Origin of the sequence: Sphingomonas sp. (genome assembly GCF_035758555.1) — a bacterium.
GTDB lineage: Bacteria > Pseudomonadota > Alphaproteobacteria > Sphingomonadales > Sphingomonadaceae > Sphingomonas_B.
The window spans coordinates 1-13,488 of sequence record NZ_DASTXI010000034.1; the positions used below are offsets into that span (position 1 = coordinate 1).

At 66.9% G+C, this 13,488-nt stretch carries 5 protein-coding genes and 1 pseudogene; all 6 read left to right on the plus strand.

Annotated elements, in window-relative coordinates; genetic code table 11:
• Positions 1–243, plus strand: a pseudogene (locus VFT73_RS01945) (ShlB/FhaC/HecB family hemolysin secretion/activation protein); the annotation flags it as partial.
• 3 nt (positions 244–246) lie between these two features.
• Positions 247–8,106 carry a hypothetical protein gene (locus tag VFT73_RS01950; protein WP_326408458.1) on the plus strand — a complete coding sequence of 2,620 codons (7,860 nt, stop codon included), beginning with the start codon at positions 247–249 and terminating at the stop codon, positions 8,104–8,106.
• 44 nt (positions 8,107–8,150) lie between these two features.
• Positions 8,151–9,575 (plus strand): cysteine--tRNA ligase, encoded by a 1,425-nt coding sequence (gene cysS / locus VFT73_RS01955; protein WP_326408459.1) that lies wholly within the window; start codon positions 8,151–8,153, stop codon positions 9,573–9,575.
• Positions 9,576–9,642: 67 nt separating this feature from the next.
• The gene (locus VFT73_RS01960; protein WP_326408460.1) at positions 9,643–10,578 is read left to right on the plus strand and encodes a D-2-hydroxyacid dehydrogenase; all 936 of its coding nucleotides are present in this window, start codon (positions 9,643–9,645) and stop codon (positions 10,576–10,578) included.
• Positions 10,579–10,786: 208 nt separating this feature from the next.
• A complete protein-coding gene (locus VFT73_RS01965) occupies positions 10,787–12,433 on the plus strand; it encodes an acetolactate synthase large subunit (RefSeq protein WP_326408461.1) in 1,647 nt (548 codons plus the stop codon).
• Positions 12,434–12,546: 113 nt separating this feature from the next.
• Positions 12,547–13,488, plus strand: a 942-nt coding sequence (locus tag VFT73_RS01970) for an aldehyde dehydrogenase family protein (protein ID WP_326408462.1), incomplete at its 3' end; no start/stop codon positions are given.

Sequence of the window (13,488 nt, forward strand, 5' to 3'; positions counted from 1 at the left end):
GACGGCTTCGCCTTCCAGCCCTACGCCTTTGCCGATCTCGGCATCGTCTGGAACCATGTGTCGCTAACCGACGATCCGCAGCGGCTGTGGTCCGCCGGCGGCGGCGTGCGCGCCGCCTGGGGCCAGCGCGCCCGACTGGACGTCGCGCTGGCGGTTCCCCTCAACCGCACGCCGCTTAGCAATGAGCGCGACGTCCGCCTGCTCGTGACCCTGTCCACCAAGCTCCTGCCCTGGAGGCGATGAGCCATGTCAGCGTATCCGATCTCTGCCACGCCCGCCCGCCACCGCCGCGCCCGGCTGCTCGCGGGCTGCGCGCTCGCCGCGGCGCTCACGACACCCGCCTTTGGCCAGCAGGCCTTCGAGGCAACGCCGACAATTGTGTCCGGCGGCGCCAACATCACCCAAGGCATTCCCATCACCGGCGGGCTGCGCGACCGCGTCACCGTGAACAATCCGCAGGTCGTGATCGACTGGACGCCGAATGACGACGCGACCGGCGGCGGTCCGATCACCATCCTGCGCGCGGGCAACGAGCTTCAGTTTCAGAACAACGGCGATATCGGCGTCGGCCAGTACACGGTCCTGAACCGCATCATCCCCGACGACCCGAGCCGCGCCGTTCAGTTCGACGGCCATGTCATGTCGCAGATCGACACCGGCTATGGCGCGACCACCGGCGGCAATATCTGGTTCTATTCGCCCGGCGGCATCATCACCGGCGCGACCAGCCGCTTCGACGTCGGCAGCCTCGTGCTGAGCGCCAACGACATCGACACCTCCGGCGGGCTGTTCGGCGACGACAGCAACAGCTCGCTGGCCGGCACGATTCGTTTCCGAGGCGACGCCAACAGCCGGTCGGCCGTGACCATCATGCCGGGCGCGCAGATCAACGCGTCCGGCAACTATGTCGCACTGGTCGCGCCACGGATCAGCCAGGGCGGATCGATCAATGTCGAGGGCGGCGCCGCGCTAGTGGCGGCCGAAAGCGCGGACATCACGATTCCGATCTCCGGCGGCCTGTTCGACATCGCGGTGCAGACCGGATCGAGCGTTGATGCCGGCGGCGAGACGACGCTGACGCACAGCGGCACCACCGAAACGCGCGACGTCGACCAGACCGGCGCGGCGCGGCGCGTCTACCTGGTGGCTGTGCCGAAGAACGATGCGGTGACGATGCTCGTTTCCGGCAGTCTCGGCTATGCGCCGGCGGTGCAGGCGCAGCTGGCCGCGAACGGCGCGATCTATCTGACGACCGCTGATTTCGTTTCGGGCGATTCCGTGGGTTCGACGCAGCAGGGCGCCGTTCACGTTACTGGCGGCGAGTTCGGCGCACGCACCAACATTACTGGCCAGGACATTACGGTCGATTCCACCTCCGCACCTCTCCATGTTGCCGGAAATCTCGACCTGATCTCCGATTCGGGCAGCGTTCTGCTGACCAGCGATTTCGCCAAGAACGTAACCGTCGACGGGGCCGCAACGCTCAAGCACTTGAACGCGAACGCGGACGGATCGTCGTCGCTGTCGGTCGTCTCGGGTGAGGGCAGCTCGATTCGGGTCGGCAGCCTCACCCTCGACAGCGTCGCGCGGGGCGCCGACGAATCAGGCTATGGCGCGATCGCCCCGACCACGGCCAAGGGCGGTTCGCTGCTCGTCTCGGCCAGAAACAGCGGCATTCGATCCGACGGAGACATCGTCCTTGAAAGCACCGGTTTCGGGGGCAGCGGCGACCAATTCGCCGGGGCGGCCGGAACCGGCGGGATCGTCACAATCCAGGCGACCGACGCCGGGATCGTGTCGACCGGCGGCAACGTCTTTATTTCCGCCGACGGCCATGGGGGATCGGGAACCGGCGATGGCGGCGAGGGCATCGGCGGCACCGTCAAGGTGATCGGCAATCTCGGCTCGGTCCGCAGCGACGGCGGCTTCAGCATCGACGCCCAGGGTTACGGCGGGGACACCGGCTATGGCGGCGTGGCAGGCGACGGAACCGGCGGAACGGCGACGTTCCAGATGACGAACGACACCGCCGTCGTCGGGCAGCTGACCCTGGATGTGTCGGGCAATGGCGGATTCAGCAGTTTCGACGGCGCCGGCGGCAACGGCACGGGCGGCAGCGCCACTCTCGGTCTTGAGAATGCGCAGCTGAGCGCTAACGGCATCGACATCCTCGCGACAGGCGATGGCGGCGGCGGCGATGCCGCGGCGGGCGCGGGCACGGGAGGCATCATCTCGCTCTCGAACGTTTCCAGCAGTTCCATCGACGTGCTCGGCGACGTGAGCCTGAACGCGACCGGTCGCGCAGGCAGCATCTTCGGCGCACAAGGCGCGCGCGACGGAACCGGCGGAACGGTCAGCGTCGTCAACACCGCCTCGTCGTTCAACCTCAGCGAAGGATCGCTGATCGCGACCGCGGACGGGATCGGCGGCTTCGCGAGCGTGTTCGATCCGGTGACCGGACGCGGCGGGTCGGTGACGCTGACGCTCGACTCCGCCGATTTCAACAACGCCGAGTCGAGCGTCTCCGCCTTTGCCATCAGCTTGTCGGCAGATGGCCGGATCGATCTGCCGGCGGCGCTGCGCCAAGGCACCCTGCACGGCAACAGCGGCACTGGCGTTGGCGGCAGGGTGCTGCTGAACCTGACCGGCGGCCCCACATACGCCGGCGAAATCACACTGTCCGCCACCGGCACTGGCGGCAACAGCGACTATGGCGTGCAGGCCGGCGCCGGCTTTGCCGGCCGGGCGGAGCTGGCACTGAACGGCGGCAGCTTGGAGGCAGGCTCGGTCTCCATCCTCGCGGAGGCAACCGGCGGCGACGGAGCGTTCGGCGAATCCGGTTATGGCGGCGCGGGCGCGGGCGGCACCGCCGGCATCGGCGCCAATCCGTTCGGCGCCGGATCGGGCGCCTATCTTACCGGAACCGGCGGCATGCTGAGCGCGGAGACAGTACAGCTCTCGGCCGATACGACGGGCGGCTATGGCGGCGACGGCCAGGCGTTCGGTTCCGAACCCGTGGACGCCGCATCGGGCGGCGCAGCGACCGGCGGCACTGCGCAGGTTGTGACGAACGGCGTGGATTTCTCGGTCGGCCAGCTCTCGGTCAGCGCCGAAGGGACCGGCGGCGACGGCGGCACGGTTGATTACGCCAACGCCTTTTTCGAGGGCGCGGAGACCGCCAATGCGGGCAGCGGCGGCGCGGGCGCGGGCGGGTCGGCTACGGTCGGCATCACCGGCGGCTCGCACAGCTTGGGCGGCGTGAATGCCGATGCAAGCGGCTATGGCGGCTATGCGGGGCTGGTGCTGGCCGCCGGCGAAGGCGGCTTCGATCCGATGGCGACCGGCCGTGGCGGCGATGGCGGGAACGGCAGCGGCGGCAGTGCCTCGATCATCTTCACAAGCGCCACCGTAGGCGACCAGGCTCAGCTGACCGCCGACGCGTCCGCATTCGGCAGCAGCGGCGGCAGCGGCGCGCAAGGCGGCGACGGCGGCGCGGGCACCGGCGGATCGGCACTGATCCGGCTCGATGGCGGCACGGCCGACCTGTACGCGATCCGCGCCTATGCCTATGCGGACGGCGGCTCCGGCGGGTTCGCCGATCTGCTGGATGGCGGCAATGGGGGCAGCGCACAGGGCGGCGATGCCCGCTTCGAGGCGCGTAACGGCGCCGTCGTGAATGTGGCAGACGACGGCCAGTTCGATCCGTTCGATCTCGATGCCAGCGTCTTCGGCGGCAGTGGCGGAAGCGGCGGCAGCTTTGCCGCCAGCGGCTTCGGCGGCAGCGGCGGCGCAGGCGGATCGGCGTTCGGCGGAAGCGCCACTGTGCTGATCCAGAGCGGTGCGCAGGCGACCATCCCCGGCGCGGGCGGCGTCGAGAACCGGCCGCCGGCGCTGATCGTGTCGGCGGACGCCGGCAGCGGCGGCGACGGCGGAACGGGCTCCGGAACCGACAGCGGCGGCGCGGGCGGCGACGGCGGCAGTGCCGTTGCGGGACTTGCGACCATCGACATCCAGGGCGGCAATGCAGCGTTCGGCGACGTCTATGCCGAAGCGACCGCCGAGCGCGGTATCGGCGGATCGGCCGGATTCGACGCTCCGACGCAATTGCGGGATGTTTCGGCCATGGCCGCAGCCGGCAATGACGGCTCGGGCTTCGGCGGGCGGCTGGTGCTGAGGGTCGCGGACGGGTCCGGACAGGCCGGCGCGTTCAGCGCGGGCAATTTCTCGACCGATCTGGGCGGCAGCGATGTCGACGGATCGCTATTCATCGGCGACACCGGCACTGCGGCAACCGGCGGCATCCGCCTGGGCTCGCTCTATTCGGTCAGCTTCTCGAACGCGCTGAACGAGAGCGAAACCAGCTCGGACTACGACATCCAGTCGAGCGCACGGACGATCGCGGTGGACGGCGACGTCGACCTGACCGCAAACGGGGATATCCGTTTCGCCTTCCAGGGCACGGGCGGCATCGCTTCCGGAACCTCGCTCGATATCCGTTCTCGCACCCGCGGGATCAGCATCACCAACGGGAGCCCGTCGGCAAATCTGGCGGCATCGCTCGACGCGCCGAGCATCAGCCTGAGAACCACCAACGGCAACATCGTCGCCGGCCCGGGCACGTTGCTCGCCTCCAGCGGCTCGATCGACGTCAGCGCCCTCTTCGGAAACGTCGAAGTCGCGAACGCGCGTGCGACCGATGGAATCTCGATCCGCGCCGGCGAGAGCGAAGGCCCTCTTCCCTTCGATACGACCGTGACCGGCACCGTCACCTCGAACGGCGGCATCACCATCGCCGCCGGACGGGACACGACGATTGCGGCCGGCGCGCAGGTGATCGCCGACCAGGCCGTCACCATCGCGAGCGGCGACGATATCGTCATCGGCTCCGGCGCGCTGGTCCGCGCCGCCAACAATCCGCCGCCCGAAACCGGTTATGGCGCGACCGATCCGCTGGAGCAGTCGTCGCAATTGCGGCTGCTGGCGGGCGGGCTCGACACGGGCGAGGAAGGCAACGTCGCCTCGATCCTGATCGACGGCACGCTTGAGGCGCCGAACCGCACGCTGTTCATGAGCGCCGGCGCAGTGCAGGCCGGCAGCGAGACGCAGCTGACCGCGGGCAATCTCTACGTCCGGCTGAACGACATTCCGGTCGGCGATCAGGTGCCGTCCGACGATAGCCGGCAGCTGACCGGCGCCTGCCTGCAGGGCAGCGTTTGCCTCGGCACCGCGAACGTGAACGGCATCGTCCGGATCGGCGAGGCCGAGTACGAGCCGATCAATCTGCGCCTGAACGGCGGCATCGACGGCACCGACGTGCTGCTGCGCGCCCGTTCGGTGGAGCTGGGCCAGGCGGGCGTTTCGAACATCATCCGCGCGTCCGACAGCCTTACGATCGAGTCACTGGGCGAGAACCTGACGCTCGCCGGACCGCTGACGATCACCGGCGGCGGCAACGTCGCGCGGGTGGCCTCATTCCGCAGCATCGACGGCGCTGCGGCGCAGGTGAACGCGCCGGGCACGCTCGACCTGTTCGCCGGCAACGGCATCACGCTGGCCGGCCTGAGCGCGACCACGATCCGCACCGTCGATTTCGACGGCAATGTCGTGAACGACGGCGGGATCACGATTCCCGGCACGATCGCGGTCGGGCGGATCGTTTCCGGAACGGCGCTCGACCTCAGCGCCGGCGGCGATATTGCACTCGACAGCTTCGCCGTGACTGGCGGAACCATGTTGACCGCCGCGAACGGCACCATCACGGTCTTGACCGATGCGTCGGCGACGGAGGGCGTCGCCGCCACCGCTAAGGCGGTTACATTGAATGGGCTGACGGGCCTTCATGTCACGACTGCGAGGGCCCAAGGCGCGCTCAGCCTGACAAGCAAATCAGATTTGTCATTCGGTGCGCTCGACGCGGGCAGCGTTGCAATCGTTAGCCAAGGAGATGCCGTTGGAAATGAGATCGCTGCATTCGGGGCCAAGGTCGACGCCGGCGGTCGATTTGAAGCAGCCCGCATTATAGGCATTTCCGGCGTTGTTGACGTTACAGCCGATCATGGAATTCAGATCGGCACATTGGGTAGCACAGATCGACCGACCTCGATTGATCTTCGGGCTGACCACGGTAGCGTATCTGTCACAGGGGGCGAACTCGGTACTTTCTCCAACCCATTTACTGGCTCGTTCAATGCCACGGGCGAGGAAGTCGAGCTGAATTTGTTCGGCGACTTGGCCGTAAGCAATGTCACGGCGACTGCTGGGCAGATTGTCTTGTCCTCTGAAATCAACGGGCGCATCAGCGCTCGTAGGTTGACGGCCTCCGGAGACGTCAGGATCACGCAGCGGGGACTGGGGTTCGGCGGAATAACGGCCGACACGATAAATGCAGGCGGAGCTGTCGTATTCAGTACGCCCGATTTCGTGAAGGTCACGTCCGATCTGATCGCTGGCTCCGGATTGACGGTCAGCGCCCCCTCCATCGACATCACCGCACAGGACGGCCTCAATGTGCTGCAGGCGGACGCGACCGCCGGCGACCTGAAGCTAACGACCGTTTCCGGCACACTTTCGGCCGGGAATTCGAGCGCGACCGGCGGCATCACGCTCATCAGCGGCGGCGATGTGATCGCGGACACGCTCGAAAGTGGCTACGGCACGGTCGTGTCCGGCGCGCAGGCCGTAACAATCGGCAGCATCGCCTCGGGCGGAGATGTCGCGCTCACGTCGAGCAACGGCAGCATCACGGTCTCGACTGACCTGAACGCGGCTGGCCCGGTCCATGCCAGCGGCCGGTCAGTCGATTTGACGGCGCAAGACAACCTCGCCCTGGCGGAAGGCAGCGCGACGGCGGGCGATCTCAGGCTCACCAGCGCGAATGGCGGCATTGCGATCGGCAATGCCTCTGCGACCGGCACCCTCACCGCAAACGCCGCCAATGGGCTGATCGCAGTCGACGGCGACGTCAGCGGCTCGACGGTCGCCCTCACCTCGCGCGACATCGCCATCGGCTCGGAAGCGCAGCTTGGCAGCAGCACGCAGACGACGGCGCTGACGCTGACCAGCACTGCCGACCGGCTGTTCGTCGGCGATGCGCCGGAAGGCAGCGGCTACCGGCTCGACAGCGACGAGCTGACGCGAATTGCAAGCGCGGGCAACATCACCATCGCGTCGGAGCCGGGTGGCGCCACTGGGGCTGCGTTCGACTTCACCGATCCGGCCGATGCGAACGTCGTGCTCGGCTCGCTGACGTTCGATGGCAGTCAGCTGGGCAGCAACGGCACGCTGCTGATCAGCTCGCCGCGCGCGATCGGCGTTGTCGGGAATATGGGTTTCAGGAACGTCCAATCCGGGCAGACCGTAACGCTGCGCTCCGCAAGCGACATTGCGCTGGCGGCCGAGAGTGGCCTCGTCACGCTGAAGGACGCCAGTGGCGGGCTGTCGGGCACGCTCCGGCTGGAGGCGCAGCAGGTGCAGGCGCTCTCGACGAAAGCGCGGAGCGAGATACCGGGCCTCGACCTGAACGCGGTCCGGCAGCGGCTCGGCACCAATGATCAGCTCGAAAACGACGGCGGCTATTTCCAGGCCGGGCAGATCGTGGTGCGGATCAGCCGCCTCGCCTTCATCCAGAACAGCGGCGCCAACAGCGACGATCCGAACGCGAAGCGCGGCTTCACCGCCAACAGCTTCCGCGTCGAGACGAGCGGCGAGCAGCCGGCGCAATTGGTGCTGAACGGGCGCGTCGGCAACGTCACCGGCGCGGGGCTGATCGATGCGGTCAACGTCAGCGGCAGCTTCGACACCGGATCGAGCTTCAATGGCTGCACGCCGGGAGCGCTCTGCGGAGCCGTGGCGCCGCCACCACCGCCGGGCCCCGGCCCCGAAATCTTCGCGCCGGTGCTGAGCGTCTCGCGCGACCAGATCGAGGACGACAAGAAGCAGGACGAAAAGGAAGAATCGCTCCAGGCCTCGCAAACGCGGCCCGACCCGCTGATCCAGATCCTGAACGTGCCGACGTCGCGCTTTGACCCGCTGATCGACCAGCCGGTGACCGGCGCCGGCAACGAAGACCTGTGGATGACGCCGATGTCGAGCCCGCAGGGGCAGTGACGGGCGGTTGACGGTTCGGGCGCCGGCGGGCCAAGGCGGCGCGCATGGTTCCGCTGCGCCTGTTCAACAGCCTCACCCGCTCGATCGAGACGTTCGAGCCCGTCCATCCGGGCGAGGCGCGCGTCTACACCTGCGGGCCGACCGTCTATAACTTCCAGCACGTCGGCAACATGCGCGCCTATGTGTTCGCCGACACGCTGGGACGCGTGCTGAGCTTCAAGGGCTATAAGCTCCACCACATCATCAACATCACCGACGTGGGGCACCTGACGTCCGACGCCGACGAGGGCGCGGACAAGATGGAAACGGCGGCCGCAAAGGCCGGCAAGTCGGCCTGGGACATCGCGAGGTTCTACACCGACGCCTATTGGCGCGACATCGAGCGGCTGAACATCCGCCAGCCGGCGACCTGGTCGATCGCGACCGAATATGTGCCCGCAATGATCGACTTCGCGAAATCGATTGAGGCGAATTGCTACCAGCTGCCGAGCGGCCTCTATTTCGACACCGCCACCGTGCCCGAATATGGCCGGCTCGCCCGCTCGAAGATCGACGAAGGCGAAAGCCGGATCGAGCCGGTCGAGGGCAAGCGCCACCCGACCGACTTCGCGATCTGGCGCGCGACGCCGCCCGGCGAGACCCGGCAGATGGAGTGGGATTCGCCCTGGGGCCGCGGCGCGCCCGGCTGGCACCTCGAATGCTCGGTGATGTCGGAGGCTTTGCTCGGCTTTCCGTTCGACATTCATACGGGCGGCATCGATCACCGCGAAATCCACCACCCGAACGAGATCGCCCAGAACCAGGCGCGCTGCCACTCTGCCGACAGCGGCGCGCGCATCTGGATGCACAACAACTTCCTGATCGACCGCGGCGGCAAGATGTCGAAGTCGAAAGGCGAGTTCCTGACCTTGCAGGCGCTGGTCGACCGCGGCTTCCACCCCCTCGCCTACCGGCTGATGTGCCTGCAGGCGCATTACCGCAGCGAGCTGGAGTTCACGTTCGAGAACCTGGCGGCGGCGTTCACGCGGCTGAAGCGGATGATTATGGCAGCGGAAAAGCTGCCCGATGCCGAGACGGCCGAGGTGACGGACAAGCGCATTGTTGCCGAGCTCGCGGCGTTCGACGAGGCTGTGTCGGACGATCTCAACACAGCCAAAGCGCTGACGCATTTCGAAACCGCGCTGACGACGAAAGGCTTCGACGCTGGCCAGCGTCGCGCAGCGCTGGCACAAATGGATGCAGTGCTGGGTTTGAAGGTGCTGGAGTTGTCGCGCGCGAAACTCCGCTTGCGACCGGCCGACACGGCGATGGACGAGCCTGCGATCGAAACGCGCCTGTTGCAGCGCAAGGAAGCGCGCGCCGCGAAGGACTTCGCCACCTCCGACCGCATCCGCGACGAGCTCGCGGCCGCGGGCGTCGAGGTGATGGACGGCGACCCGCTGGGGTGGGACTGGAAGCTAGCCTGTTAGCACCCCTGCGAAAGCAGGGGTCCACGAACCCCGCTGGACCCCTGCATTCGCAGGGGTACAAGGACGCATGATCCTCGTCCTCCCTGCTCCCGCCCGGCCGCTGCTTGAGCCGCATCTTCCTGATGGCATGGAAACCCGCTGGTTCGCGTCGGCGGAGGATGCCTGTGCGATGGCGCCGGGCGCGGAGGTCGGCTGGCTCGACATGTACGAGGCCAGCGACATGGTGGCGGCGCTGGAGCGCGCCGACGCGCTCAAATGGCTCAACACGATCTATGCCGGGATCGACTGGATGCCCAAGGGCAAGCTGGCGCACCGAGGAGTCACCGTCACGAATGGCGCCGGCATCAACGCGATCACGATCGCCGAATATGTCGTGATGGGCATGCTGACCATCGCGAAGGGCTATCGCGAGGTCGTTCGCGCGCAGGACCGGCATGAATGGCTGCGCTCGCCGCCGGGGCGGCTGGAGCTTGCCGGGACCAGGGCGCTGGTGCTCGGCGGCGGCGCGATCGGGTCGCTCGTGCAAACGCGCCTGGCGGCCTTTGACGTTGGCGTCGCGATCGTCCGCCGCCGACCTGGAGCCGGTGAGCTTGGTCCCGACGAATGGCGCGACAGGCTGGCCGAATTCGACTGGGTCATTCTCGCCGTGCCGGCGACTGACGAGACCTGGCACATGATCGGCGCAGCCGAGCTCGACGCGATGAAGCCCGACGCCGTGCTGATCAACATCGCGCGCGGCAGCGTCGTCGACCAGGACGCGCTCGTGAGCGCCCTTGCAGCCAACCGGATCGGCGCCGCTTTCCTGGACGTCACCACGCCCGAACCGCTTCCGTCCGACCATCCTTTGTGGGCACTGCCCAATGCCCATGTCACGATGCACCTGTCCGGCCAGTCGCAAAGCAAGATGTTCCAGCGCGGCGCCAGGCTGTTCCTCGACAATCTCGCCCGCTACCGGGCCGGCGAGCCGCTGATCAACGCGGTGGACCTCGATCTGGGCTACTAACTCGTCCGTTCGTTTCGAGCGAAGTCGAGAAACGGCAGCTCCGCGCAGGGGCTTCTCGACTACGCTCGAAGCAAACGGGGTCAGGTGGCACTGCCCCTAGCCACCCCGCCCCCGAAACGATAAGCCATCGCAGCGGAACGGGAATCGGCAAAGCCGGTGTCGTCCGCCGGGCGCGTTTCGATCGGCAGCCGGCAACGGGGGGATTTCAATGACCAAGGCTTCGGACCTCTTCATCCAGTGTCTGGAAGAGGAAGGCGTCGAATATATCTTCGGCGTGCCCGGCGAAGAGAATCTCGACATGCTGGACAGCCTGTCACGCTCCAAGCAGATCAAGCTGATCCTGACCCGGCACGAACAGGGCGCCGGCTTCATGGCGGCGACCTATGGCCGCCACACCGGCAAGACCGGCGTGTGCATGGCGACGCTCGGCCCCGGCGCCACCAACTTCGTCACCGCGGCGGCCTATGCGCAGCTGGGCGGCATGCCGATCCTGATGGTCACGGGCCAGAAACCGATCAAGAAATCGAAACAGGGCCGGTTCCAGATCCTCGACGTCGTCGACATGATGCGGCCGATCACCAAATACACGCACCAGCTCGCCAGCGCCGACAATATTCCGAGCCGCATCCGCGAGGCGATCCGCCTGGCCGAGGAAGAAAAGCCCGGCGCGACGCACCTCGAATTCCCTGAGGATGTGGCGGACGAGCACACCGATTCCACCCCGATCAAGCCCAGCCTCCACCGCCGCCCGCTCGCGGAAGCGAAGGCGGTCCGCGCGGCGGTCAAGAAGCTGGAGGACGCGAAGTCCCCGATCCTCGTCATCGGCGCCGGCGCCAACCGCAAGGTGACGGGCCGGATGCTGCTGAAGCTGGTCGAAAAGACCGGCATCCCGTTCGTCACCACCCAGCTCGGCAAGGGCGTGATCGACGAGACGCACCCGCGCTTCGTCGGCTGCGCGGCGCTGTCGGCGGGCGATTATGTCCACCGCGCGATCGAAGCGGCCGACGTGATCGTCAATGTCGGCCACGACGTGATCGAAAAGCCGCCCTTCTTCATGAAGCGCGGTGGCGCCGAGGTGATCCACATCTCGGCGCGTTCGGCCGAAGTGGACCCGGTCTATTTCCCGCAGATCGAAGTGATCGGCGACATCGGCAACGCGATCTGGCAGATCGTCGAGGACATCGTGCCGTCGGGCCGGTGGAATTTCGACGACATGCTGCGCTTCCGCAAGGCAGAGGTGGAGCACACCGAGAGCCTGGACGGCGACGATCGCTTTCCGATCTTCCCGCCTTATCTGGTGCGGAAGATCCGCGAGGCGATGCCGGCCGATGGCATCATCTGCCTCGACAACGGCGTCTACAAAATCTGGTTCGCCCGCAATTACCCGGCGCGTCAGCAGAACACGGTGCTGCTCGACAATGCGCTGGCGACGATGGGCGCCGGCCTGCCCTCCGCGATGGCTTCGGCGATGGTCTATCCCGACCGCAAGGTGATGGCGATCTGCGGCGACGGCGGCTTCATGATGAACAGCCAGGAAATGGAGACCGCCGTTCGCCTCGGCCTCAACATCACTGTGCTGATCCTGAACGACAGCAGCTACGGCATGATCCGCTGGAAGCAGGCGAATATGGGCTTCAAGGATTGGGGCCTGACCTACGGCAACCCCGATTTCGTCAAATACGCCGAAAGCTACGGCGCCAAGGGCCACCGCGTGACCAGCGCCGAGATGCTGCCCGGCCTGCTGAAGGAATGCCTCGACACGCCCGGCGTGCACCTGATCGACTGCCCGGTCGATTACAGCGAGAACGACAAGATCCTGAACCACGACATCAAACAGCTGTCCAAGGCGTTGTGACAGCGGAATAAGAACCCCGTTCGTTTCGAGCGAGGTCGAGAAACGGCTGGCTCCGCGCCCGCGCTTCTCGACTTTGCTCGAAGCGAACGGAGTCGGTTACGTCAGGTGAGAACATGACCAAGCTGAAAGATACATATCCCCTCTACCTCGCGAACGAAGCCTGGGCCGGGAACGCCGACCTGGAGGTCACCGACAAATACTCGGGCGACGTCGCTTTCCGCGTGGCGCTGGCGCGGCCGGAGCAGATCGAGGCGGGGATCGCGGCTGCGGTGAAAGCCGCCGAGCCGATGGCGCGGATGGCAGCGTACGAACGGCAGGACGTGCTCAACCACTGCGTCACGCGGTTCAAGGAGCGGTTCGACGAGCTGGCCTATGCGCTGTGCGTCGAGGCGGGCAAGCCGATCAAGGATGCCGAGGGCGAAGCGACCCGCCTGATCGACACCTTCCGCATCGCCGCGGAGGAAGCCGTGCGGATGACCGGCGAAGTCCAGCCGCTCGACATCAGCCCTCGCGCGCGCGGCTATCAGGGCATCTGGAAGCGCGTGCCGATCGGGCCGTGCAGCTTCATCTCGCCGTTCAACTTCCCGCTCAACCTCGCCGCACACAAGGTCGCGCCGGCGATCGCGGTCGGCTGCCCGTTCGTGATGAAGCCGGCCAGCCGCACGCCCTTGGGCGCGCTCATCATGGGCGAGGTGCTGGCCGAGACCGATTTGCCCAAGGGAGCTTTCTCGATCCTCCCCGCGCACCGTGAGGGGGCCGATCTGTTCACCACCGACGATCGCCTCAAGCTGCTGAGCTTCACCGGCTCGCCCGGCGTCGGCTGGGAGCTGAAAGCCAAGGCCGGCAAGAAGAAAGTGGTGCTGGAACTGGGCGGCAACGCGGCTGTGGTGATCGACCGCGACGCCGACCTGGACGACGCGGTCGAGCGCACCGTGTTCGGCGCCTTCTACCAGTCCGGCCAGAGCTGCATCGGCGTACAGCGGATCGTCGTGCATGACGATGTCTACGACGCGTTCCGGGACAAGCTCGTCGCCAAGACGAAAACGCTGGTCGCC